General features: G+C 69.9%; 27 protein-coding genes and 1 pseudogene. 14 read left to right on the forward strand and 14 right to left on the reverse strand.

The window, feature by feature from the left end; all coding sequences use genetic code 11:
- Positions 1–96 precede the first annotated feature (96 nt).
- Positions 97–555 (reverse strand): carboxymuconolactone decarboxylase family protein, encoded by a 459-nt coding sequence (locus tag ACWEPG_RS06160; RefSeq protein WP_450112942.1) that lies wholly within the window; start codon positions 553–555, stop codon positions 97–99.
- Between the two features lie 77 nt (positions 556–632).
- Between ACWEPG_RS06160 and ACWEPG_RS06165 the strand changes: the two genes are divergently transcribed.
- The 3 genes from ACWEPG_RS06165 to ACWEPG_RS06175 are packed head-to-tail and all read left to right on the forward strand — an operon-like array spanning position 633 to position 3,155.
- Positions 633–1,538, forward strand: a complete 906-nt coding sequence (locus ACWEPG_RS06165) for a sigma-70 family RNA polymerase sigma factor (RefSeq protein ID WP_452594078.1) — start codon at positions 633–635, stop codon at positions 1,536–1,538.
- Between the two features lie 56 nt (positions 1,539–1,594).
- Positions 1,595–1,978, forward strand: coding sequence for a nuclear transport factor 2 family protein (locus ACWEPG_RS06170; RefSeq protein WP_450112940.1), 384 nt, complete (start codon positions 1,595–1,597; stop codon positions 1,976–1,978).
- Positions 1,979–2,024: 46 nt separating this feature from the next.
- Positions 2,025–3,155 carry a winged helix DNA-binding domain-containing protein gene (locus ACWEPG_RS06175; protein WP_452594079.1) on the forward strand — a complete coding sequence of 377 codons (1,131 nt, stop codon included), beginning with the start codon at positions 2,025–2,027 and terminating at the stop codon, positions 3,153–3,155.
- Between the two features lie 267 nt (positions 3,156–3,422).
- Here the strand turns inward: ACWEPG_RS06175 and ACWEPG_RS06180 are convergent, their stop codons facing one another.
- The gene (locus ACWEPG_RS06180; protein WP_452594080.1) at positions 3,423–4,763 is read right to left on the reverse strand and encodes a WS/DGAT domain-containing protein; all 1,341 of its coding nucleotides are present in this window, start codon (positions 4,761–4,763) and stop codon (positions 3,423–3,425) included.
- Positions 4,764–4,906: 143 nt separating this feature from the next.
- Here ACWEPG_RS06180 and ACWEPG_RS06185 point away from each other — a divergent pair, with 143 nt between their 5' ends.
- The 3 genes from ACWEPG_RS06185 to ACWEPG_RS06195 are packed head-to-tail and all read left to right on the forward strand — an operon-like array spanning position 4,907 to position 7,455.
- On the forward strand, positions 4,907–5,566 hold the full coding sequence (locus ACWEPG_RS06185; protein ID WP_452594081.1) for a hypothetical protein: 660 nt from the start codon (positions 4,907–4,909) through the stop codon (positions 5,564–5,566).
- Positions 5,563–6,747 (forward strand): PrsW family intramembrane metalloprotease, encoded by a 1,185-nt coding sequence (locus ACWEPG_RS06190; RefSeq protein WP_450112936.1) that lies wholly within the window; start codon positions 5,563–5,565, stop codon positions 6,745–6,747. The genes ACWEPG_RS06185 and ACWEPG_RS06190 overlap by 4 nt, the downstream gene beginning before the upstream one ends.
- A gap of 36 nt (positions 6,748–6,783) precedes the next feature.
- Positions 6,784–7,455 (forward strand): AIM24 family protein, encoded by a 672-nt coding sequence (locus ACWEPG_RS06195; protein ID WP_452594082.1) that lies wholly within the window; start codon positions 6,784–6,786, stop codon positions 7,453–7,455.
- A gap of 60 nt (positions 7,456–7,515) precedes the next feature.
- Here the strand turns inward: ACWEPG_RS06195 and htpG are convergent, their stop codons facing one another.
- Positions 7,516–9,453, reverse strand: a complete 1,938-nt coding sequence (gene htpG, locus ACWEPG_RS06200; RefSeq protein WP_452594083.1) for a molecular chaperone HtpG — start codon at positions 9,451–9,453, stop codon at positions 7,516–7,518.
- Positions 9,454–9,649: 196 nt separating this feature from the next.
- Between htpG and ACWEPG_RS06205 the strand changes: the two genes are divergently transcribed.
- The 3 genes from ACWEPG_RS06205 to ACWEPG_RS06215 all read left to right on the forward strand — a co-directional run bounded on the left by ACWEPG_RS06205 (position 9,650) and on the right by ACWEPG_RS06215 (position 11,159).
- The gene (locus ACWEPG_RS06205; RefSeq protein WP_450112933.1) at positions 9,650–10,270 is read left to right on the forward strand and encodes a hypothetical protein; all 621 of its coding nucleotides are present in this window, start codon (positions 9,650–9,652) and stop codon (positions 10,268–10,270) included.
- A gap of 68 nt (positions 10,271–10,338) precedes the next feature.
- Positions 10,339–10,680 (forward strand): ArsR/SmtB family transcription factor, encoded by a 342-nt coding sequence (locus ACWEPG_RS06210; RefSeq protein ID WP_452594084.1) that lies wholly within the window; start codon positions 10,339–10,341, stop codon positions 10,678–10,680.
- Positions 10,681–10,682: 2 nt separating this feature from the next.
- Positions 10,683–11,159: an SRPBCC family protein gene (locus ACWEPG_RS06215; protein WP_450112931.1), complete on the forward strand. Its 477-nt coding sequence runs from the start codon at positions 10,683–10,685 to the stop codon at positions 11,157–11,159.
- On the opposite strand, the gene ACWEPG_RS06220 is transcribed toward ACWEPG_RS06215, so the two are convergent.
- Positions 11,156–11,713, reverse strand: coding sequence for an O-acetyl-ADP-ribose deacetylase (locus ACWEPG_RS06220; protein ID WP_452594251.1), 558 nt, complete (start codon positions 11,711–11,713; stop codon positions 11,156–11,158). The two genes, ACWEPG_RS06215 and ACWEPG_RS06220, sit on opposite strands and share 4 nt — an antisense overlap.
- A gap of 66 nt (positions 11,714–11,779) precedes the next feature.
- Positions 11,780–12,622, reverse strand: a pseudogene (locus tag ACWEPG_RS06225) (ADP-ribosylglycohydrolase family protein); the annotation flags it as partial.
- Positions 12,623–12,813: 191 nt separating this feature from the next.
- On the opposite strand from ACWEPG_RS06225, the gene ACWEPG_RS06230 reads away from it, so the two are divergent.
- Positions 12,814–13,605, forward strand: coding sequence for a 3-oxo-5-alpha-steroid 4-dehydrogenase (locus tag ACWEPG_RS06230; protein ID WP_450112929.1), 792 nt, complete (start codon positions 12,814–12,816; stop codon positions 13,603–13,605).
- Between the two features lie 18 nt (positions 13,606–13,623).
- On the opposite strand, the gene ACWEPG_RS06235 is transcribed toward ACWEPG_RS06230, so the two are convergent.
- On the reverse strand, positions 13,624–14,436 hold the full coding sequence (locus ACWEPG_RS06235; protein ID WP_452594085.1) for a thioesterase family protein: 813 nt from the start codon (positions 14,434–14,436) through the stop codon (positions 13,624–13,626).
- Between the two features lie 250 nt (positions 14,437–14,686).
- Here ACWEPG_RS06235 and ACWEPG_RS06240 point away from each other — a divergent pair, with 250 nt between their 5' ends.
- The gene (locus tag ACWEPG_RS06240; protein ID WP_450112927.1) at positions 14,687–15,316 is read left to right on the forward strand and encodes a TetR/AcrR family transcriptional regulator; all 630 of its coding nucleotides are present in this window, start codon (positions 14,687–14,689) and stop codon (positions 15,314–15,316) included.
- A 354-nt stretch (positions 15,317–15,670) separates the two neighbouring features.
- Positions 15,671–15,814 (forward strand): hypothetical protein, encoded by a 144-nt coding sequence (locus ACWEPG_RS06245; RefSeq protein WP_452594086.1) that lies wholly within the window; start codon positions 15,671–15,673, stop codon positions 15,812–15,814.
- Positions 15,815–15,826: 12 nt separating this feature from the next.
- Here ACWEPG_RS06245 and ACWEPG_RS06250 read toward each other — a convergent pair whose 3' ends face one another.
- From ACWEPG_RS06250 to ACWEPG_RS06275, 6 genes are all read right to left on the reverse strand, one after another.
- Positions 15,827–17,206, reverse strand: a complete 1,380-nt coding sequence (locus ACWEPG_RS06250) for an MFS transporter (protein WP_450112925.1) — start codon at positions 17,204–17,206, stop codon at positions 15,827–15,829.
- Between the two features lie 105 nt (positions 17,207–17,311).
- On the reverse strand, positions 17,312–17,728 hold the full coding sequence (locus ACWEPG_RS06255; RefSeq protein WP_450112924.1) for a YbaB/EbfC family nucleoid-associated protein: 417 nt from the start codon (positions 17,726–17,728) through the stop codon (positions 17,312–17,314).
- A gap of 5 nt (positions 17,729–17,733) precedes the next feature.
- On the reverse strand, positions 17,734–18,306 hold the full coding sequence (locus ACWEPG_RS06260; RefSeq protein WP_452594087.1) for a hypothetical protein: 573 nt from the start codon (positions 18,304–18,306) through the stop codon (positions 17,734–17,736).
- Positions 18,303–20,000, reverse strand: a complete 1,698-nt coding sequence (locus ACWEPG_RS06265) for an alpha/beta hydrolase (protein WP_452594088.1) — start codon at positions 19,998–20,000, stop codon at positions 18,303–18,305. The genes ACWEPG_RS06260 and ACWEPG_RS06265 overlap by 4 nt, the downstream gene beginning before the upstream one ends.
- A 2-nt stretch (positions 20,001–20,002) precedes the next feature.
- The gene (locus ACWEPG_RS06270; protein ID WP_450112921.1) at positions 20,003–20,287 is read right to left on the reverse strand and encodes a hypothetical protein; all 285 of its coding nucleotides are present in this window, start codon (positions 20,285–20,287) and stop codon (positions 20,003–20,005) included.
- A gap of 79 nt (positions 20,288–20,366) precedes the next feature.
- Positions 20,367–20,489, reverse strand: a complete 123-nt coding sequence (locus ACWEPG_RS06275; protein WP_452594089.1) for a hypothetical protein — start codon at positions 20,487–20,489, stop codon at positions 20,367–20,369.
- A gap of 291 nt (positions 20,490–20,780) precedes the next feature.
- Here ACWEPG_RS06275 and ACWEPG_RS06280 point away from each other — a divergent pair, with 291 nt between their 5' ends.
- Positions 20,781–20,969 carry a hypothetical protein gene (locus tag ACWEPG_RS06280; RefSeq protein ID WP_450112920.1) on the forward strand — a complete coding sequence of 63 codons (189 nt, stop codon included), beginning with the start codon at positions 20,781–20,783 and terminating at the stop codon, positions 20,967–20,969.
- A gap of 9 nt (positions 20,970–20,978) precedes the next feature.
- On the opposite strand, the gene ACWEPG_RS06285 is transcribed toward ACWEPG_RS06280, so the two are convergent.
- Together ACWEPG_RS06285 and ACWEPG_RS06290 are read right to left on the reverse strand one after the other, a co-directional pair.
- Positions 20,979–21,191 (reverse strand): DUF4287 domain-containing protein, encoded by a 213-nt coding sequence (locus ACWEPG_RS06285; RefSeq protein WP_452594090.1) that lies wholly within the window; start codon positions 21,189–21,191, stop codon positions 20,979–20,981.
- 59 nt (positions 21,192–21,250) lie between these two features.
- Positions 21,251–22,270: a sucrase ferredoxin gene (locus tag ACWEPG_RS06290; RefSeq protein WP_450112918.1), complete on the reverse strand. Its 1,020-nt coding sequence runs from the start codon at positions 22,268–22,270 to the stop codon at positions 21,251–21,253.
- 107 nt (positions 22,271–22,377) lie between these two features.
- Between ACWEPG_RS06290 and ACWEPG_RS06295 the strand changes: the two genes are divergently transcribed.
- Positions 22,378–23,313 carry an ABC transporter substrate-binding protein gene (locus tag ACWEPG_RS06295; RefSeq protein ID WP_450112917.1) on the forward strand — a complete coding sequence of 312 codons (936 nt, stop codon included), beginning with the start codon at positions 22,378–22,380 and terminating at the stop codon, positions 23,311–23,313.
- The last annotated feature ends 3 nt before the right edge of the window (positions 23,314–23,316 follow it).

Consider the following 23,316-nt stretch of genomic DNA (forward strand, 5'->3'; position numbering starts at 1 on the left):
GCGGTTCCTAGACAGCTCCACTTCACAACCGGAGGCTTTCACCTGTCAGCTCGACTCACCGGACAGAGTCCGGACCAACCTCCCTGGACATCACACCTAGCCCCAACTGGCCCCGGCGACCTGCTTGACCGAGGCGTTGAGCCGGTTCCAGACGTTGATCAACGAGATCTGCATGATCAGGGCCGCCAGTTGCTGCTCGTCGTAGTGGTCGGCGGCGTCGTCCCACACGTCGTCCGACACCGGGTCGGGCCGATCGGCGAGCCGCGTGACCGCCTCGGTGAGTGCGAGGGCGGCGCGTTCGGCGTCGGTGAAGTACGGCGACTCCCGCCACGCCGCCACCGCGAACAGGCGCTCGACCGTCTCCCCGTCCTTCATCGCCAGCTTCGGATGCATGTCGACGCATACGCCGCAGCCGTTGATCTGACTCGCCCGCAGATGCACCAGGTGCACCGTGCTCGCCGGGAGTCCGGTGTTCTCGGTCGTGTGCCCCACCGCCTGCAGCGCCGCCACGGCGCCGGGAAGGACCAGTGCGGGGTTGTTCATTCGTGCCTGCATCGTCGTCGCTCCTGTCACAAAGGTTGTTTCGTGTTCGTCATTGCACTGACGGATCGGCACGAGAGAATGTGACAGCAATGAGCGACGAATTTCTGGCCCGGCGTTTCGAGGAGCACCGCGAGCACCTGAGGGCGGTGGGATACCGCATGCTCGGCTCGAGCGCCGAGGCCGAGGACGCGGTGCAGGAGACGTGGCTGCGGCTGAGCCGATCGGACACCGACGCGGTGAACAACCTCGGGGGCTGGCTCACCACCGTGCTGAGCCGGGTCTGCCTGGACATGCTGCGCTCGCGCACCTCACGCCACGAGGTGGCCCTGGACGGGCCCGCGGTACCGGCCACACCCGAGACGCGCCCCGAATCGTCACCGGAGAATCAAGCGGTTCTCGCCGATTCGATCGGGATCGCGATGATGGTCGTCCTGGACACCCTGACCCCGGCCGAGCGTCTGACGTTCGTGCTGCACGACATGTTCGCGGTGCCGTTCGACGAGATCGCCCGGATCGTGGGCCGCACCCCCGCGGCTACCCGGCAACTCGCGAGCCGCGCCCGGCGCCGGGTCCAGGGCGCCAGTGCCCCGGACCCCGATCGGCTCCGCCGCCGTCGCGTGGTCGAAGCGTTCCTCTCCGCGTCGCGCGAGGGCCGGTTCGAGGATCTCCTCGCGCTGCTCGATCCCGACGTGGTGCTGCGCGCGGACGACGCCGCGGTCACCGCGGCAAGCGCCGCGCTGGCACACGGTGCACCGGCCCTGTCCGCCCGGCTGCACGGTGCGCACGCGGTGGCCGAATCGTTCCGCGGTCGCGCCCGGCACGCCCAGGTCGTCACCGTCGACGGCAGGGTCGGGGCGGCGTGGGCACCGGGCGGGCAACCGCGCTCGGTGTTCACGTTCACCATCGTCGAGGACCGGATCGTCGCACTCGACGTCGTCGCCGACCCCGCAGTGATCGCCGGATTGGACATCGATTTGGCCGCAGCGGACGTGTGACGCCACGTCCGGTGCCACGATGGAACGGACCGCGCCACGACCTGCGAAGGAGTGTCATGGAACCGGAGATGTCCGAATCCGATCCGTCGCTGTCGCCCAACAAACGGGCCGTCGCGGCGTATGTCGACGGTTTCCGCTCGGGCGACCACGAGGCGATCCTGTCGCTGCTCGCCGACGACGTCGTCTGGGAGATGCCCGGCGACTTCTCGATCACCGGCAAGGACGCCTTCGACCGGGAGATCGACAACGACGCGTTCACCGGCAAGCCGACGCTGACGGTGATCCGGATGGTCGAGGAGGACGACGTCGTGGTTCTTCTGGGCACCGTCGAGGCCCGGTTCGCGGACGGCGGCGAACTGCGGGGGATCTTCAGCGACCACTTCCACTTTCGCGACGGGAAGATCCAGCGGATCGAGTCGTACCAGGTCGACAACCGCTGAGCTGCGGGGCCCGGCGCCTGTCGGTGACCGCTCCTACACTCTCGCCATGGCCACCGAGGTGACGCGCGCGCAGGTGCTCTCGTATCGCTGGCACGCCCAGCAACTCGACCGGCAGCCGGGTGTCGCCGCCGACGCCACCGACTGCGACCTGCTCGACCTCGGCATCCAGAACACCGGTCCGGACGGCGCGGCCTGGGCGTTGCGGCTGCGGGGCACCCCGGACACCTCCCCCGGCGACCTCGCGCTCGCGTGGACGCTGCGCGGGGCGCCGCACTGCTACCGCCGGGCAGACCTGCCCGGGGTGGCGGTGGCGACGGCGCCGTTGTCGGAGGCGGACGCGGGCAAGCGCATCTTCGACGCGAACCGGCCGCTCAAGGCCGCCGGGATCCAGGCGATCGACGCACTGCGTGCCGTCGCCGACGCGATGCGCGACATCGTGCGCGAGCCCACCGTCAAGGGCGTCATGTCGACGGAACTGACCGCCCGGATGAGCGAGCCGTACCTGCGGTTCTGCCGACCGTGCAACACCACCCACGTGTACGAGATGCCGTTCCGGCTCGCGGCGCTGCATGCCGGACTCGAACTGCGTCCGGGCACCTCTCCGCCGGTTCTCGAACGCATCCCGGGTTGGCGGCGGAAACCGTATGCCCGTCTCGGCCCCGACGCGGACCCCCGCCTGGACGTCATTCGCGGATACCTGCGCTTCCTCGGGCCGAGCGACCCGCGGACCGTCGCCGCGTACGTCGACGCCCCGGTCAAGGACGTCACGCGGAACTGGCCGACGGACACCGTGGAGGTGTCGGTGGAGGGCACCACCCGGTCGATTCTGGCCGGCGACGCCGACGCACTGCTGGCCCCGCCGGCCGACGGATCCGTGCGCCTGCTCGGGCCGTTCGACCCGTACCTGCAGCTGAAGGATCGCGACCTCCTCGTCCCCGACGAGGCTCGGCGCAAGGCACTGTGGCCCACCCTCGGCCGGCCGGGTGCGATCGCGGTCGGCGGCGAGATCGTCGGCGAGTGGCGCCCGCGGACGTCGGGGCGGAGGCTGGCGATCGAGGTGACTCCCTGGCAGACGGTGGCGGAACCGTTGAATTCGGGTGTCGAGGAACAGGGGGCGGCGCTCGCCCTGTTCCGGGGCGTGGAGTTCGGCGGTGTCACCGCCACGGAGAGCCGGTGACCGGTGTGAACACGAACGGGCCCGGTGGACCATTTCGCTCCACCGGGCCCGGGGTGTCCGAGGCGCCGAACTCGACTACGGTCCGACGGCCAGCAGGTTGGCCAGCTCAGCAGCGGTCTTGTCCCCGATGTAGGGAAGCAGCGCATCGTAGATGAGGGTCGACATGTCGGACTCCGTTCGCTTGGTGCAGGTGCCGGGTCAACTCCGGCACCGGCCACAGTAGCGGGACGGCGGCGAGTTCGCCACGATTTCGCTGCCCTCGAAGCGTCACCGAACGGGTGTGTACCCGGTCAGCGCGGCGTGTACCCGCCCGACCGCCTCGCGCAGCAGACGGACGTATCGGTCCAGGTCGAGCACCGCGGGTGAGGTGGCGACCGAGATCGTGACCCGGTCCCCGATGCCGTGCACGCCGTGGGTCAGCCCCATGAAGTTCGACAGCGCCGGGAAACCGGCCGTGAACACCACCCGCCCGCCGCCGAGCACGAGGTCGGCGGGGCCGCGGTCGACGCTGGAGACCACCGTGTGGCCGGTGACCTCCTCGGGCACCGCGGTGAAGTCGAAGTGTTCGACGCCGTGCCGCAGCAGCGGAGCGGGGACGACGGCCAGCGCGCGGTCCTCCGCCGCGCCGGACGGGTGGTCGGCGCGCATCCGGCGCAGGCGCAGCGTCGTGGCGATCGCGGCGGCCCGCTGCGGGAGGTCCTCAATCTCGGGATGCAGATCCACCGAGACGTTGCGGAAGTGATTGCGGGCCAATCGCTCCCCCGGCTTCGCGACCGTCACCTCGGCGGCCGGTCCGGACCCGGGGTCGGATCCCTGCTCGCCCAGGTACTGCGACAGGGCCAGTGAGATCGCGGTCATCGCGCCGACGGTGACGCTGATTCCGGGGCCGCGCAGGTACTCCGCAGGGACCACCACCGTGTCGATGCTGCGTCGCTCGTCGGGCGCGCTGTTGGTGGGCAGCTTCGGCCGGCTCGGGGGCGGTGGCGGGACCAGTCCGGCCGCAGTGTCCTGTTCGAGTTGCCGGTGGGCCAGGTGGGCGGGCCGGGCCCGCCTCAGCATCTGCCCGACCTGGACGGGCAGGCGCAGCACCGCCCCTGCGCAGGCGAGGCGGGGGCGCCACGGCGCAACGGGCGGGCCGGTCACGAGCGGGGCCGCGCCGAACAGTTCGCGGGCCGCCGCGGACGCGCGCCGGCCGTCGCCGAGTGCGTGCGCGACCTGCAGCACCGCCACCACGGTGCGGGAGTCACCGCACTCGGGCGCACCGGTCACCGGACCGAAAAGGTGTAGCCGCCAGGGCGATTCGAGGGGATCGAGCCGGTCGGTGAGCAGTGCCGCCACGTCCGTGCGGCAACTGTCCCAGTCCGTCGGCCCCTCGTGCAGCCGGACGAGCGTGGCATCGGGGACCATCGGTACCCAATGCGGAAAGTCGACACGACCGGGGACCTCACGGACTCTCAGCCGCAGATCCGGGACCGCCGAGGCCCGCTCGATCACGCCCTCCCCGATCTCCGTGAGCGGCGCCGTGGCATCGGCGAAGCAGTACAGCAGGAACTGGTCGGTGGGAATCTTGTGGGAGATCCAGTACGACTGCGCATCGGGGGCGCTCATCCGCGGCACCGGCCGACGATAGCAGCGCGCGGGACCGCGCCGACCCGCCGGATGCAGTGGGCGAACCGTCGCGTGGTGTCGAATGCACGGAACGTCCGCCAACGCCTAACGTTGCAGCCATCTGTTCAGGTCACGGAGGCGAGATGATCCAAGGAGTCCACCCGAGTTCGACGCCGCCCCACGGCGGCTACGACCCCGGGGACAGATGGGTGCCGGTGGACCGCCGCCGGCTCGGCCTGGACGGGGCCACGTTCCTCCCGGCGTTCGTGGTGCTCGCCCTCGCATTCGTTATGGGAGCCGTGTTGCCCGCGATCAACAGCGCGGTCGCGTATGACGACAGGGTCGTCGCCGGCGACGTGATGGGAGTCGCGGGCGACATCACGTTCGTCCCCGCCGCCGGATGGGGCATCACATCCGGTGTCCGGGTCGGTGACGCCCCCGCCACCGGGTACCCCCGGTCCGCGAGGGTCGAGGACGGCGACCTGTCGTTCACCGTGCGCACCGGTGACTTCTCCGGTGACGCGCGTGCCCTCCTCCAGCAGATCAAGGACACCACCGAAGCACTCGACGAGAACATCCGCATCGACGGGGCACCGGTGGCGATCACCACCGACTCCGGCGAGCGCGGACTGGTCGCACGCTACGCGGGCCCCAAGCTCGACGGGGCGCTGGCGGCATTCGTCGTGAAGGGCCGCGGCATCGAGGTTGTCGCGGTCGGCCCGCCGGACACCGAGCATCATCAGGCCGAACAGATCGCCCAGATGATCTCGAGCATTCGACACACCGAGGAGGGCACCCGATGACCACCGTGATCGAGGATCTGCACGAACGACGTGCGGCCGCGATCGAGAACTCGGGTTGGGGCCGGGCGTTCACCTTCTACCAGCCGCGCAACGCGGCCTTCTGGGTGTACCTGCTGCTCGTGTCCAGCGGGGTGTTCACCTTCGTTACGGTGTTGGCGAGCGCCGCGGGCGCGTACGGGCGCGCGATCGTCGTGTCGGTGGTGCTGTTCGTGGTCTACGGGGCCATCTTCTGGTGGTTCACCCATCACATCGATCGCTACGCCCGGCAACCGGTGAAACTGGCTGTCGCCGCGTTCGCCTGGGGTGCGTTCGCAGCGACGTGGGTCCTGGCCGCCGGCGCCAACGACGCGCTGCGCGCGCTGTACGCGAAGGCGTTCGGGCAGTCCTGGGCGCTGGACTGGGGTGCCGGTCTGACCGCGCCCTTCACCGAGGAGGTCGCCAAGGGCATCGGCCTCGTCCTGCTGATCGCGTTGGCGCCGCGCCTGATCCGCACCGCGTTCGACGGCTTCATCGTGGGCGCCTTCCTCGGCCTCGGCTTCCAGATCGCCGAGGACATCGTGTACGCGCTGAACTCGGCGGGCACCCAGTTCGGCGCCAACCAGGTCGCCGCGGCGATGAGCACCGTGTGGCTGCGGATGGGTGTCGGTGTCGCCGCCCACATCCTCTACAGCGCCGTCTTCTGTGCCGGGCTGGTGTATCTGCTTGGCCGGCCCGCCGAACCACGGCAGGTCGGGCGCGGGCTCACCCTGATGGCCACCGCGATGCTGCTGCACGGGGTCTGGAACTCGATGGCGGTCCTCGTCCAGGGGAACGTCGCCCTGATGATTCCGGCGTGGGCGATCGTCATCGTCGTTGCGCTGTGCATCGTCGTCCGGGTGTTCCGGATGACCGTTCCCCGAGAACGGGAGTTCATGCGCGACGTCCTCGCACCCGAGGTCGACCACGGAGTGGTCACCGAACCGGAACGCGACGCGATGTGCGGTGACCACAAGGCGCGCAGAGCGTTCCGCAGATCCGGGGCCACCCGCCGCGACCGCAGGCGAAACGGGTACGTGCTCGAGTCCGTCGCAGACCTCGCGGACGCACTGGCGACCTCGCACGGCCGGGACACCGCCGCCGTCGAGTTCGCCCGCGCAGAGGTGGGGCGGATTCGTGCCGGCGTCCCCTCGACACCGCGCTGACCCCACTCACCGCTCACACCAACCCGGAGGCCAGACATGCGCAGTGACCTGATGAACAACGTCGAACGAAGCGGTGCGCCCGGTACCTTCGTGCTGCAGAACCAGTGGATGCTCAAGGTCGATCTGGCCGGCACCAGCGGGCACTTCTTCGCCCGACAGGGATCGATGGTCGCCTACCAGGGCGACGTCGACTTCGCTTACCAGGGCAGCGGCGGAATCGGAAAGCTGTTCAAGAAGGCACTCCCCGGCGAGGGCATGCCGCTGATGAAGGTGTCCGGCAGCGGTGACGTCTTCCTCGCCCGCGACGCCGATGTGATCTTCCTCGTCGAACTCGAGGACGAGTCGGTGACGGTCAACGGCGACAACGTGCTCGCGTTCGAGAGTTCGCTGGAGTGGGACATCCAGCGGGTCGAGGGCGCATCGATGCTCAGCGGCGGACTGTTCAACACCACGTTCAGCGGTCGTGGCACGCTCGCGCTGACGGTGTACGGCATGCCCGTCGTTCTGAACGTCGACCGGCCCACCTACGTGGACATGCAGAGCGCGGTCCTGTGGTCCACGTCGTTGAAGTCCGGGATCCGCAAGACCGCAAAGCTCGGCGCGGCGATTGGCCGGGGTTCCGGTGAGGCATACCAGCTGGAACTCACCGGGGACGGAGTCGTGGTGGTGCAGGCGTCGGAAGGGCATCCTCCGATCCCCAAGCAGTGACGCCCGGGGCCCAGCGGCGCGGGGCCGGCCGGTTCTCACCGACCGGCCCCGCGCGTGCGGTCACACGCTCGCGGCCAGCCGGTTCGCGAGCAGCGTGGTGAAGCGGGCCGGGTCGGCGAGTTCGCCGCCCTCCGCGAGCAGCGCCATGCCGTACAGCAGTTCCGCGGTCTCGGCGGCCGCGTCGTCCTCGGGACGCTCCGCCCGGGCCGTGCGCAGCGCCAGCACCAGCGGATGCTCGGGGTTCAGTTCGAGGATCCGCTTCGTGACCGGGACGGGCTGTCCGGAAGCCCGGTACATCCGCTCGAGCGCCGGGGACATGGAGAAGTCGTCGCCGACGATGCAGGCGGGAGAGGTGGTCAGCCGCGTGGACAGGCGCACCGACTTGACCTGCTCGCCAAGGGTTTCGGTCAGCCAGCCCAGCAGGTCCGCGAAGTCCTTCTCCCGTTCCTCGCGCGCGGCCTCGGCGGCTTCCTCGTCCTCCTCCGCGTCGAGGTCCACCTCGCCCTTGGCGACGGACTGGAAGGTCAGGCCCTCGAACTCCGGCACCTGCGAGGTCCACACCTCGTCGACCGGGTCGGTGAGTAGCAGGACCTCGAGCCCCTTGGCCTTGAATGCCTCGAGGTGCGGCGAGTTCTCCAGCAGCTGACGGGATTCACCGGCCGCGAAGTAGATCTGCTTCTGGCCGTCCTTCATCCGCTCGACGTACTCGGCGAGGGTGGTCTGCTCCTCGTCGCTCGCAGTGGACGCGAACGACGAGATCTGCAGCAGCACATCGCGATTGTCCACGTCGGCGATCAGGCCTTCCTTGAGTGCCCGGCCGAACTCCGCCCACAGCGCACGGTAGTCGTCGGGCCGGGTGGCCTGGATCTCCTTGATCGTGGTGAGCACCTTCTTGGTCAGGCGCCGCCGGATCGCGCGAATCTGCCTGTCCTGCTGCAGGATCTCGCGGGAGACGTTGAGCGAGAGATCCTGGGCGTCGACGACGCCCTTGACGAACCGCAGGTACTCGGGCAGCAGTTCGTCGGCGTCGTCCATGATGAACACCCGCTTGACGTACAGCTGGACGCCGGTCTTGCCTTCGCGCATGAACAGGTCGAACGGCGCGTGCTTCGGGATGAACAGCAGCGCCTGGTACTCGAAGGTGCCCTCCGCCTTCATCGGGATGGTCTCGAGCGGCTCGTCCCAGGCATGGGCGATGTGCCGGTAGAACTCGGTGTACTCCTCCTCGGTGACCTCGTCCTTCGACTTGGCCCACAGTGCCTTCATCGAGTTCAGGGTCTGGGTCTCCACCGTGACCTGTTCGGGTGCGTCGTCGGTGGCCGGGGTTGTGCGGGTGACATCCATCCGGATCGGCCACGCGATGAAGTCCGAGTACCTCTTGACCAGTTCCTTGATCTTCCACTCGGCGGTGTAGTCGTGGAGGTGGTCCTCGGTGTCGACGGGCTTGAGGTGCAGCGTCACCGACGTGCCCTGCGGCGCGTCGTCGACGGTCTCGATCGTGTAGGTCGCCTCGCCGCTGGACTCCCAGCGGGTGGCCCGCTCCTGGCCTGCCTTGCGGGTCAGCAGGGTGACCTTGTCGGCGACCATGAACGTCGAGTAGAAGCCGATCCCGAACTGGCCGATCAGTTCCTCGCTGGCGGCCGCGTCCTTGGCTTCCTTGAGCTTTCGGCGCAGTTCGGCGGTGCCGGACTTGGCGAGGGTGCCGATCAGGTCGACGACCTCCTCGCGGGACATGCCGATGCCGTTGTCACGGATCGTCAGGGTGCGGGCGTCCCTGTCGACGGCGATCTCGATGTGCAGGTCGGAGGTGTCCGCGCCCAGGTCCTTGTCCTGGAACGCGGCCAGCCGCAGCTTGTCCAGCGCGTCCGAGGCGTTGGACACGAGCTCCCGCAGGAAGGAGTCCTTGTTCGAGTAGATCGAGTGGACCATCAGGTCCAGCAACTGGCGGGTTTCCGCCTGGAACTCCAGCTGCTCACGTTCTCCGGTGTGCGCGTTCAATCCGATTCCCCTTACGACTGCCGACGGGCACATGTTCGCCGGGATTTTACGCTCAGGACCCGGTCGGCGGACCTACCGCCCGGTAGTGGAACAGGGGGCTCCGAACCCATTGCCTCGGGCATGGGTGGGGAGGAAGGTGAAGGTCGGGGGCAACCGGTGGCGCCGCCGGGGCGCCGCCTCAAGGAAGGGATAGACCGTGTACGCACGTTCAACCACGATCCAGGCGCACCCGTCCTTCATCGACGCCGGCATCAAGCACATGAGCGACACCGTCATGCCCGCACTCGCGGACTACGAGGGCTGCGCGGGGCTCTCCCTCCTCGTCGACCGCGACAGCGGCCGCTGCATCGCCACCAGTTCCTGGATGGACGAGGACGCACTGCGCGCGAGCGAGGGACCGGTCCGCGAACTGCGTGACCGTGCGACCGAGATGTTCCACGGCACCGCCACCGTCGAACGCTGGGACATCGCCGCCCTGCACCGGGACCATCACTCGAGCCGGGGCTCCTGCGTTCGCGTCGCATGGCTCAAGCTCGAGCCCGGTCACATGTCACGTGCGATCGACGTGTTCAAGCTGACGTCGCTTCCGATGATGGAGGACCTCGAGGGGTTCTGCAGCGCCAGCATGATGGTCGACCACGCCGCCGGCCGCGCGGTGGTGTCGGTGACGTTCGACAGCCGCGAGGCGATGGACCGGAACAGGGAGCAGTCGGAGTCGATGCGCGCCGCGGCCACCCGTGAGATGGGCGCGACCGTGCTCGAGGTGTGCGAGTTCGAACTGGCCATCGCGCACCTGCACGTACCCGAGATGGCCTGATCGGCATCTGCCCGCTTGTCGGCCCGAGGGGTTGACAGCGGGCAGGTTTCGGAAAGACACTGAACTAGATGGTTCAGTATCAGCCGCTCGACGCGACGTTCGCGGCACTCTCGGACCCCACCCGGCGCGGGATCCTCGAACGCCTCGACCGATCGGACGCGACGATCACCGAATTGGCGGATGCCTTCGAGATGACCCTCACCGGCATCACGAAGCACGTCCACCTCCTCGAGCAGGCCGGGCTGGTGGTGACGGAGAAGCGGGGCCGGGTACGGCACTGCCAACTCGGGGCCAACCCCCTCGACCTCGAAATCGCATGGCTCAACCGCCACCGCCGCGCTCTCGCCGGTCGCCTGGACCATCTCGGACAGTTCCTCGACCGTACGGCCGAGCCCAACCACGAGGAGTAGTCATGACCAGCACCCATCACGCCGCCGTCACCACGTCCGGCGACCGCGACTGCCGCGTCGAGCGGGTCTTCGACGCGCCCCGCGCCCGCGTCTGGGCCGCCTACACCGAACCGGACCTGATCGCGCAGTGGTGGGGTCGAGGCAACCCCCTCGACGTGGAGAAATGGGAACTCGAGGTCGGCGGACACTGGCGATTCGTCGAGCACCACGAGGGCGGCAGCGACGGCTTCGAGGGCCGGTTCCGCGAAGTCGTCCCGCAGGAACGGCTCGTGTACTCCTTCGAGTGGGACGGCATGCCCACCCACGCGTCCATCGACGCCGTCGACTTCGTGGATCTCGGCGACGGACGCACGAAGATCGTCGTCGAATCGCTGTTCCTCACCGCCGAGGACCGGGACGGCATGCTCGGGTCCGGCATGGAGGAGGGCATGAACGCCAGCTACGCGGCCCTCGACGCGCTGCTGGCGCGGACGGCTTAGTTCACGCGCAGCGCGCGGCGCAACCGTTCTGCGGTCGCGCGGTCGTAGGCGACCAGAAGGACCCGCTCGACACCGGTGTCCGCGCCGGTGACGGCGGCGACGGCCTGCCGGACCGCGTCCTCGAGCGGCCACCCGTAGGCGCCCGAGGAGATCAGCGGGAACGCGACGCTGCCGACCCCGAGGGTGTCCGCGACCGCGAGGCTGCGGGTGTACGCGGCCCGCAGCAACGCCGAGCGGTCCTCGTGGCCGGAGTACCGCGGACCGACGGTGTGGATCACGGCCTGCGCAGGCAGGCTTCCCGCGGTGGTCGCCACCGCGGCGCCGACCGGGAGACCGTCGGGCAGGGTGGTGGCACGCAACTGCCGGCACTCGGCCAGGATCCGCGGCCCGCCGGCGCGGTGGATCGCGCCGTCGACGCCCCCGCCGCCGAGCAGGGTCGAGTTGGCGGCGTTGACGATCGCATCCGCCGGCACCGCGGTGATGTCGCCCTCGACCACCTCGATCACCGGCCCGGACCGCCGGGCCGGCCCGCCGGCAACCGTCTCCTCGGTCATCCGCACCAGATCTGCCGCGGTGTAACCGGGCCAGCCGTGCAGTATCCGGCGCCACCGGTCCGGAACGGCGGAGGCACCCCACCGCGCGCCGAGCAGACCACCGGCAATCGCGGCCGTGGTGTCGGTGTCGCCGCCGGCCCGCACCGCCGCCTCCAGGGCGCGCGGGAGGTGGTCGGGGGCGGCGGGATCGGTGGAGGTGATCGCCCACCACGCGGTCTGCAGGGCGTGCACCACCCAGCCGTTCTTGGAAAAGTCTGCGGGCGAGCCGGTTTCGGACATATCGAGCAACGGACCCCACTCGGCGGCTACCTCGGCCGGCGCGGTCTTCAGGTAGCCACGGACGCCGTCGAAGCTGCCGTGCAGGACGGCGTGCCGGATGGCGTGCGTCCACATCCGGCACGCTTCGATCGCCTGCGGGTCGTCGTGGGTCAGCGCCGCGACGGCGGCCGCCGCGTCGACGCAGCCCCGCTCGTCTCCGAGGTGGGCCAAGGCGACGGGGGCGGTGCGCATCAGGGAACCGTTGCCGCCCTTGCGTCCGGGGATCGACCGGGCCCGGGCGCGCATGGCGTCCGCGCTGCCCGGCCGCGCCGACAGCACGGCGCGGGTCTGGTTCCCGACGTCCGGGGGATTCGAGTCGAACCAGGCGACGAACCGCGCGGCGACCGCGTCCAGCCCGGTGCCGCGGCCGATGTCCGCTCCGGTGGCGGCGACCTCGGCGATCGCGACCGCCATCGCGGTGTCGTCGGTCCACTCTCCCGGCGCCCAGGCGAATGTGCCACCGCCGATCATGTCGATCGGCGTCCCCGGAGCCGGATGGGTGAACTCGTATCCGGCGCCGAGTGCGTCGCCCGCGGCGGTGCCGAGCAGAACGCCCGCCGCGCGATCGGCCTGCTGCGTTGTCAGGTTCATGCCATCCCCTAGCCGTACCGAATAAATCAATATTGATCTAACCCTAGGTCACGGTCGCGCCTGCCCGCAAGCACCCGCGCCGGGACCGGCTATTCAGTTAACCGATTGCGACACCAACCCCCGTGCCACGTGGTAGAACACGTTACAAATTCGTCGGCCGATCCGCCCGACGTCACCACCGAAGGACCTCGATGCACTGGTACACCGGTAACACCGTCTACGACACCGTCCTGACCGCCGCGTTCGCGTTCGCCGCGTTCGTGATCATCGGCGGCTTCTTCGCCCAGAGTTCGTACGGGCGGTTCTCGTCGACCAACCTCGGGTTCAACCTCAACCCCAAGCTCGGCTGGTGGTTGATGGAGATCCCCGCGACCGTGGTGTTCCTGGTCTTCTACCTGACCGGGCCGAACCGGTTCGAGCCGGCGTCCCTCGTTCTCGCCGGAATCTGGTTGCTGCACTACGCGAACCGCGGCTGGTTCTTCCCGCTCGCCATCCGTCAGGTGCCCGGCAAGCGCAGCACCTTCAACGTCTCGGTGATCGTGATGGGCATGCTGGTGACTGCCATGCACGGCTACCTCAACGGCGCACTCTTCAGCCACGACTACTTCGGGCAGTACACCACCGACTGGCTGACCGACCCCCGGTTCCTGATCGGTCTCGCCGTCTACCTGTGCGGCTTCGCACTGCTGGTCAGCTCCGAGTCGATCGTGCGCAACCTGCGCGACAGACACAATCCCGGAGCCGCCGAGTACCGGGTCCCGTTCGGCGGCGGTTTCCGCTACGTCACCAGCCCCGCCTACCTCGGCGAGCTGATCGCCTGGTCCGGGTTCGCGCTGCTGACCTGGGCACTACCCGGGGTCGTCATCCTGCTCATCACCGCGGGCAACCTGATCCCCCGGGCACTGGCCACCCACCGGTGGTACCAGGAGAAGTTCACCGACTACCCCACCGACCGCAAGGCCCTCGTCCCCTACCTGGTGTGACGGGCGCCCCGCGTTCAGTCACCCCTGCAGCTCCGGCTGCGGACGAACAGTGAGGATCTGCTGGGCACATCCGACGGGTCCACGAACGTCGTGCAGGACCGTACTCGTGAGCCCCTGCCCGGTCCGCCCGAAGGTCACGCCGGTGTCGAGCCCCGTCCACCGCCCCTCCGGCTGGCGGTACAGGTGGATGGTCAGGTCCATGTTGGGGAACATCCAGTCCGCGGGATCCTGCCGGACGGCGATGCCGTTGGCGGTGTCGACCAGCGCGATGTAGGACGCCAGGTCACTCGCGTTCTCGCCGGCGACGAGATCCATGGGCGTGGACACCCACGCGGCGGCGCGCCCGGGCCGCGGTTCCCCGACCGCCCGGGTGTCGATCGAGGCGATGTAGCCCCCCTTCCACACCGAGGTGAGCGACCACACGGGCAGCGATTCGGGCGCCGGAAGCGGTTCCGGTTCACCGCCCGCAACCTCCGCGATGTCCTGGGCGGACAGGAACCATGCCCGAACCGCCAGCACGGAGCGGCCGCCGATGTCCACCGTCGCCTGGACGAGCTCGACCGTGCGGCCCGGCCGGACGACATCCACACAAATGTCGAACTCCTCGAATCCGATACGCCCGAGAATGTCGAAGCTGACGCGGCTCATCAGCAGGTCCGGCCGCGCCTGCTGCGCCCGCACCCTCTCGATCTCGTGCACGACCAGCCCGGCAAGGGGGCTGACGTGCTGTTCGTCGTCCGCCCAGGCCCCGCCCGCGTGCACGGTCGGCACGAAACGGTGGGCACCGACGCGCTCGAAATAGCTGGACCCGGGTCCTGTCGAATCGGTCACCGAGATCCCCTTCCGGTAAGTGGCTGCGATCCGGGCCGAACGTCCGGTCGGGTGTCGACCATCCAATTTCTCGACCCCGGGGTCGAACTCTAGCCTATCGGGTCGATAGAACGTCCCGACGGACGACAACCGGAAACGACGAACCCCAGCGAGAAGCGCACCGATGCGGCCTCGGGAGCGCGTCACCCACCCGGCCCCCGATGGCGTTCGCCGAGGATTGGCCCAGCACTCCCCCGGCTATGATCGGGCGGTGACTTCGACCGTGGACGCGCACGCCACCGCTCCGGGAGGGCGGGTGGCGCGCCGACGCGACCGGCGCAAGGCGGAGATGATCGCCGCGGCCCTGCAGATCCTGTCCGGCAGCGGCTATCAGGGCATGCGCTTCGAGGACGTGGCCGAGCGCACCGACATCGCGAAAGCCACTCTCTACCACTACTTTCCGAGCAAGGACGCCCTGGTCTCCGCAGCACTCGAGAAGCTCACCACCGATGTCCTGACGCGCCTCGGCGAGGCACTCGAGGCCGCGGCCGGCCGCACCGAGACCGACCGGCTGCGCGCGCTCGTCACCGAGCAGCTGCACATTCTGACCGTGCTCTACCCCGAGGTCGGCAAGCTGTTCTCCTTCCCCGCGCCCTGGCCGAGCGAGCACATCGAGGCGATCAAGACGATGCGGCACCGCCACGACCAGATCTTCCGCGACGTGGTCGACCGTGGACTGGAGGCGGGCGAGTTCGACTGCCCGGACCCGTCGGTGGCGCTGCACTGCCTGCACGGCATCCTCAACCATGCGTCGATCTGGCTTCGCCCGGACGCCGACCCGGACGGCCGGATCGGCGACGCCGTCGTCGACGAGGCGCTGCGACTGTTCGTCCGCGCCTGAACCATCACCCGCACCCGAACCACCAACAGCAGGGGCACCCCCGTGCCCACTCCCGCCCCGTTCAGCCCTTCGGCAACTTTCTCGACCCTAGGTTTGAATAGCCGAACTACCGGACGGTAACGTGCGCCTACAGAGAGGCAGCGCCGACCGGAGGAAGCAACATGAGTACGGCGTCCGAGGTAATGAACGAGCGGGTGGAATGGGCGCTGGAGGGACGCGTCGCACGGATCACCCTGATCCGGGAGTCGGGCAATGCGCTGGACATGGCTGCGGCACAAGCGATTCGAGAGGCCGCCTGGCGCATCGCACGCGGAGCCGACGAGGGCACCGTCCGGGTCGCGGTGATCGGGGCGCGTGGCGCGACGTTCTGCGTCGAGCCGCGACCTGGCCGCCCAACTGGACGACGAGGCGAGGACGGTCGCGGCGCTGTTCAGCGGAGAAGACGGCACCGAGGGCGCAAACGCCTTCCTCGCCAAGCGAACCCCGTCGTTTCGGTGACTCCTCCTGGCATCAGTCCTCGAGGGCGACGCCCCGGCGCTCCGGCAACACAAGCGCGGCCCCGGCGGCCAGCACGAAGGCCACGGCGAACACGGTGAACACCAGTGCGTTCCCGCCGGCGTCGAGCAGCCACGGCACCATGAGCGGTGACAGGATCGAGGCGATCCGACCGAAGGCTGCGGCCGCTCCAGTGCCCGAGCCGCGGACCGGCGTCGGGTAGAGCTCCGGCCCGATCGCGTACAGGGCGCCCCAGGCGCCGAGGTTGAAGAACGACAACGCCATCCCCGCCGCAACGATCTGGGTGGGCGTGTCCGCCAGTCCGAAGAGTCCGGCCGCCACCGCGGAGCCGGCGAGGAAGGTCGCCAGGGTGCTGCGTCGGCCCCAGGCCTCGATCAGCCACGCCGCGACCGCGTATCCGGGGAGCTGCGCGAGGGTGATGACGAGCGTGTACTGGAACGACTTGACCAGATCGAATCCCTGGTTCACCAGCAGGCTCGGCAACCAGATGAACGCGCCGTAGTAGGACAGGTTGACGCAGAACCAGATCGCCCACAGTGCGGTCGTGCGGCGCCGGAGCCGGGCCGACCAGATCGACTCGCGCACCGGTGTTTCCGTCGGTTCCGCGGGTTCGGGCGGTTGCGAGGTGTCCGGCGGTTGCGACGCGTCCGACACGGTTGCGGAGACCGGCGCCTCGACGCCGGCCGCGGCTTCGAAGTCCCGGACCGCGACCTCCGCCTCGGCGTCCCGGCCGCGGCTCTCGAGGAACCGCACCGATTCGGGCAGCCCGAGCCGGACCACCACCGCGTAGGCCGTCGGCACCAGGCCGACCGCCAGCGCCCACCGCCACCCGTCGTCGCCGAGCGGCACCACGAAGTAGCCGATCAGCGCGGCAAGCACCCAGCCGACCGCCCAGAACGCCTCCAGCGCAACGACCATGCGGCCGCGCAGTTTTCGCGGCGCGTACTCGCTGACCAACGTCGACGCGACCGGCAGTTCGGCACCGAGACCGAGTCCGACGACGAACCGCAGGGCCATCAGGACCGCCACCGACCCGGCCAGCGCGGCGGCACCGGTTGCCAGCCCGTAGACGAGCAGCGTCGCCGCGAACACCTGGCGCCGGCCCAACCGGTCCGCGAGCAGGCCACCGAGGCTCGCCCCGACCGCCATGCCGACGAACCCGATCGACCCGATCCAGGAGAGCTGCGTGTTGCTCAGATTCCACTGCACCGCCAACGCGGCCATCACGAACGAGATCAGGCCGACGTCCATGGCGTCGAGCGCCCACCCGATCCCCGACCCGACGAGCAACCGGCCGTGGCGGCGGGTGAAGGGCAGCTCGTCGAGACGCTCGCTGCGGGACTTCGCGCCGGGTGTGCTCGGGTCGGTGTTCATCGGGTCACGCCGATCTCGTCGATCCCGCATTCCGCCAGGTGGCGGTGTCTGTCGCCGCGTGCGCGACAAGGGCATTCGGCCATGCCGTCAGCGTACGGCCCGGTGCTACCGCTGCCGGTCCGGGTCCGTCCCGAACACCGAAAAGGTGGCGTAGTAGCGGTCGGGGTCCGGATCGGGACCCGGATCGGGTTCCGGTGCGCCCCGCCCCTCCAGCCGGGCGAGGACCCGGGCCACGCGACGGTCGGTGAGCAGCTGCTCCCGGAGCGGTTCGGCGGCGGCCACGGCCTCCGCCTGGGCGGCGGCGTGCACCTCGACGATCAGCCGCGCGAGCCGATCGGCGCCCAGGTGCAGTGCATCCGGGTGGATGTCCAACGCCGACATCCTGCCGTCCACCCCGGCTTCGACACGCACCGCGCCGTCCGGAGCGTGCGCTCGCCCGCGCACCCGCTCGACGGCCTGCTGCACCCGGCTCGCCGTCACGGCCAGCTCCGCCAACTCGCCGTCGGGTGACGGGGACACCATGCCGGTCACCGCCGTTCGATGACGTCGGGACCGGCCACGGGGCCGGGCTGCGCACCGTCCGTCCGCGGGAAACACGGCGAGACGACGGCGACCGCCAGGTCTCCGCGCGAATTGACGTCGGCGGTGAGCCGGAACCCGTCGGGGGACTCGCCGTTGACGCCGCGGGTGTCTGTGCGGGACCGGTCCGTCATGGGCCATCCCCGGTCGGTCCACAACCGCACCAGGATGTCGTGGTAGCGGTTCGCCTCACCCCGGGGAACCCCGCTCACCCAGTACGTGGCGGTGAGGAACAACGGCCCGTCCCTGACGGTGTTGGAGTCGTCGCAGGGGATGGTGTGCGCCGGCCCGAAGGTTCCGGTGCTCAGTTCGGGGTGCGCCCGGGTCAACGACGTCCCCGGGGGCAGCGCCGCGAGCGTGTCGTCAAGGTGCGCGAAGAGCCGCTGCTGCGCGACCTCCCGGGTCAGTGCGGTCTCCACCGCGTCCTCCGTCCTGTCGTTCCCTCCGCACCCGGCGATCAGCGCCAGCGCAAGCGCCGGCACCGCGAGCACGGCCCCGGCTCGCAGCCGATGTGTTGTCATGGTTCCTGCCCCACGATGATCCGTCCCATCGCTTCGAGCGACGGGTTGCCGCTGTCCCAGTAGTCGCTGTGGCTGCCCGGGTCGATGCCGATGTCCCCGAGGATCGGCAGATGCCACGGGGTGCCGGGATCGCCCTCGAACACCTGCGCGCCGAACGCGTCGCGCGCGGGATTCGGCCCATGCGCCGCGTTCCCGAACATGTCCCCGATCAGGGGCACCGGGTCGCCCTTCGCCGCGGTGACGTACACCCTGGCATGGTTGCCGGCCGGGTCGACGCCGTCGAGCCGTAGGTGGTCGACGTCCGGCACGGTGACACCCGGACTGCCGACGAACACGAGTTCGTCTACGCCCAGCGAACTTCCGTGCGCGGCGGCGGTGCCGATGACGGTGGTGCCGTAACTGTGCCCGATCACCACGGCATGTGCGGGCGGACCGTCGTGCGCGGCCCGCAGCCCGTCCTGGAACGCGTCCAGACGCGGCGCCCCGGCATCGGCGAAACTTCGCAGGGCGGCGTCGGGCACGATGCTCTGCGGCGCGTTGTAGCCGTACCAGGTGATCACGGCTGTCGCCGCGGGATCCGCCAGGTTCGCGGCGTCGAGCATGCTCTGGGAGCGCTCGACGTCGCCACCGATACCCGACAGTGTCGATCCGGTTCCGGGCACGAAGGTCGCGACGTTCATCGCGGTGTCCGGGTTGTTCACGGCGATCGCCGCTCGCCCCTCGTCGTCGATACCCAGCAGGTAGAGCGTGTCACCGCCCGCCTCGATCTGTCGGGCGACGGCGTCGTAACCGGCGACCTCGTCCGCCACGCCGTCCCGCGACTCACACCAGTCCTCGTACTCGCGCCGGCGTAGCTGCGTCGGCTCGTCGACCACTCCCTCGTCCGGCGGCACGTCCTCGCCGCGCGCCCAGTCCGGGTGCCGCCGGTCCAGGTCGTCGAGCCGGACCCGGGCACCTTCACGCAGGTCGTCGAGGTGGATCGAGTTGTAGTGGTGCTTGTCGACGGCGGGCAGGCCGTCCCGGTTGCCGATCGCCGGGTCGAGGGCGAACAGTCCGTCCTTCTCGGCGGGTGTCAGCGTCGCCCAGAGGTCCCGCAGGGCCCGCGGCTGGTCGGGCAGGGCGGCGCGGCCGTCGAGGATCGCGGCGATCCGGGTACCCGGCGCCGCGCCCGGGGCGGGGTCGAGCTCGGCGAGCGCCGTAGCGAGAGCGGCGGCGGCGCGGACGTCGGCCTCGCCGGCTGCGTCCAGCGCGGGGGCCAGCCGGGACTCGAGCACCCCGGCCTGCTCCCGGAGCTGCGCCTGGAACAGCAGATCGAGCACGGGGACGCCACTGGCGAATACCGGGGCGGTGACCCGCCCGTCGTCCGCGACCGCGAAGCCGGCGATCGTCGCGTCGTCCGCGATCGCGAGGGCAGTCGCAGCCGCCGGTCCGAGCGCGCCCGCCGCATCGGTGAGGGCGTCGGCGACGGCCCGAACGGCGGTTCCGGTGTGATCGCCCACCTCTCGTGCCGCGAGTACGTGTGCCGTCGCCGCCGTCGCCGCCGATCCCGACCAGTGGGTCGTGGCGGCGTCGACGCGGCGCCGCAGCGGCGCCACGGTGTCGTCGAACTCGCGGTTCACCCTCTCGATCCGGCCACCGGCGACAGCGAGGGCACCGGGTTGCCAGCGGCGCAGCTGCGTCAGCGTGGCGGCCACCGCTACGGGCCCGTTCCACTCAGCCGGTCCCGCAGTGCCCCATCCGCGGCCTCGTACCCGGCGGCGGTGTCGTCGGCAGTGGCCGCCATCGTCCGCATCCTGTCGGCGGTGCGCCGGTATCCGGCGAGGATCGGATCGGCCGCGCGGGCGAGAACCGCCCCGACCGCGGAGTCGGGCATCGCGGCGGCGGCATCGGCGCAGGACCCGGACGGGTCGAGGCCGACGACGGTGTCCGCGTCCGCCCGCAACGATGCCGCCAGCGCACGCAACGCCGCCACGTCGGCCACAAGAATTTCCCCCACGATCCCCCCGATCGCCCACCCCAGTGTTCGAAGGGTAGCAACCGGTTGTGGGGGTGGGGCGCGACTACGCGGCCTCGGCGACGGCCTTCAGCTTCGCGAGGCCCCTCTCGAAGTCCTTGCCGACCATCTTGTCCATGCTCATCACGAACCCGAACACCTTGAAGAACCACGATTTCGGGCCGGTCATCTGCCACCGGACGGTGGTTCCACGAGGAAGGTTTCGGCGGCCATGCGGAGAGTCAACCATTCCGACGCGGCCGTCCGGCGACGACACGACGACGGATTCCTGCACAGAGTGGACCGGCCGGTCTGGACGTCCGTTCATGAATACCCGCTGGTCGGGTACTCGCGAGTATTAAGGATCATCATTTACGCTCGCGTTGCGTCGTGTCGCCCCTCCGCGAGCGGCGAAGGCTCGCCGGCCCACCCTCCCCCTCCTGGGTCGGCGGGCCGTCCCTCGGCCCAAGGAGGAGTGTTGATGAGAATTCCGTTGTGGATCGGCGGTCCCGTGCTGATCGCCCTGTCGGCAGCCGACGCGGCGCTCGAACTTCAGGCCCGGACCGTCCGCGGCCTGACCCGGACGGTGATCCGCACCATGAGCGCGGACGCACCCGTCCAACTGATCACTCCGGAATCGGACGCGGGCCGCGCCTCCCGAACGGCCTGACCCGACGGCCTAACCGGCGGCGTCGTCCTTCAGCGTGTACGCGACGAGTGCGTTCGCGTGGCCGTGACCGAGCCCGTGTTCGGCCTTGAGCCAGTTCACCAGCTCCATGTGCTTGGTCAGGTCGCTGGCCCGGATCAACGCCTGCCATTCACCGATCGGACGCCCGTACTTCTCCTCGATCGACGGGAAATACGACGCGGGTCCCTTCACCTGCTCGCTCATGGTCGCCAACAGTAGGGCAACGGACCCGATCGCGAAGCACCTCGACGCATGCGGTCCGCCTATCCGACCGTGCGTTCGTCGAACCTGTCCACGATCCATCGGTGCCAGGTGGCCGCGGTATCCGGTATGCAGCCGTGCCGGAACGGCTGCTCCGGCGGTCCGGGCCGCACCACGACGCGGAAGTCCCGCGATGCGATGCGCATGTCGACCGTGGTGCCGGAGTCGGTTGTGGTTGCCACAGAGACGCTTTCGAGCGCGCCGAGGGCGAAGACACCCGTCGCCTCCCGGATCACGTGTTCGGCGACCTGCGCCGGCTGCGGCAACGCGGCCCGGCCCCGCAGGTGGGTCGGCGACATGCGACCGGCGAGATGGTCACGGACCGCGGCCCGTGCCGACTCCGCGCCGAGTCGGCTGAAGTACAGCCCCTCCGGCAATGCGATCATGTTGGCGGCGAACCGGTCTCCTCCGATGTGGGTGCACTCCCACACGTCCGCGCCGTCGACCTCGGACAGGGCGCTGACGATCGGCCGGCCCAGCTCGGCGCAGCAGGCGTCCTTCTTCCCGTGGGTGCACACCACGAACAGCGGACTGGTACGCGCCTCTCCGACGTCCGGTTCCGTCCCGGCGGCGCTCGTCTCGAACGACAGGTCGGCAAGGTCCTCGTAGCCGGCGACGACCCCTTGGCGCATCCAATGGCTCACCCCGTCGGACCAGGCGAGAATCCAGCGCGGTTCGGTGACGCGCCGACGGCGGGGGCGACGGATCAGCACGAGCCGGGCGGGGCCGTCGAGTGCCGCGATCCGGTCGAGCAGGGCGTCGGGCAGGACTCCGGTCGGTGCGGTCTTCGGCCACGGCCCGGGATGCTCGATCAGCACCCACAACCGGGTGAGGGTGGCGCGCGCGACCATCGGCTCGCCGACCGCGGACGACCGCCACGAACACGCGTCGGGCCGGCGACTCACCTGGGGATTCTCGATCACCGATCCCATTGCGGCAAGGTCGATGTCGGATTCGGCCCCGTGCGACCGGCCGCGCGAGGTGCACGGCACGGCGCAGGCGCCGTCGGGGCGAGCAGACACGGCATTTCCCCCACTCGGTAAGTTAGCCTTACCAATCTTAAGGGACGCCATTTCGGCGGCCGCGCGGCACCGACCGGGCGGGGCAGCGAGTGCAGTCAGGAGTGCGAATGAGACAGGATGCCACGCGGGCGGGTCGAGTGTTGATCGGCGTGCTCGCCGCGACAGTGGCACTGACCGCCTGCGGCAGTGCCGACGACGATTCGACCGATCAGGCGACCTCGGTGCGCACGGTGGCGCACGCCCACGGCTCGACCGAGGTCCCCGCCGATCCGCAGCGCGTCGTGGTCCTCGAACCAGTGCACCTCGACACCTCCATCGCACTGGGCGTGATCCCGGTCGGCGCAGCGGTTCTCAGCGAAGCGACCGGAGTGCCCGCATACCTCGGCGACAAGGCGTCGTCGGTCGCGCTGACCGGCACGGTCGCCGCACCCAACGTGGAGAAGATCGCCGCACTGAAGCCGGACCTGATCCTCGGCACCGAGACCCGGCACGCGGACCTGTACGACCAGCTCGCCGCGATCGCCCCGACCGTGTACATGGCGTCGCAGGCCGATCCGTGGCAAGACAATGTTCGCTTCGTCGCCGACGCCCTCGGCAAGGGGTCCGAGGCCCAGACGCTGCTCGACGGCTACACCGCGCGCTGCGAGGAGGTCGCGACCGAGCACGGCACCGCAGGCAAAGCGGCGCAACTGATCCGCCCCCGCGAGGACGTCCTGACCCTCTACGGCCCGACCTCGTTCGCGGGCAGCACCCTCGAATGCGCCGGGTTCACCATCCCGCCCCGTGACTGGCAGAACTCGATCTCCGTCGACCTGTCCCCCGAACTCGCCAGCGAGGCGAAGGCCGACCTGGTCCTGGTGACCAGCGCGAAGCCGGCCGACCCGACATCGGTCCCCGCGGTGGTGACCGACCGGGCACTGTTCCCGAACATGCACGTCGTCGACATGTCGTACTGGATCACCGGCGTCGGCCCGCTCGGCGGCATGACGGTCCTCGCCGACCTCGACGGCATCCTGTCGGCTGCGCCCACCAAGAGCAACTGAGCC

This window comes from Rhodococcus sp. NPDC004095, from assembly GCF_053604015.1.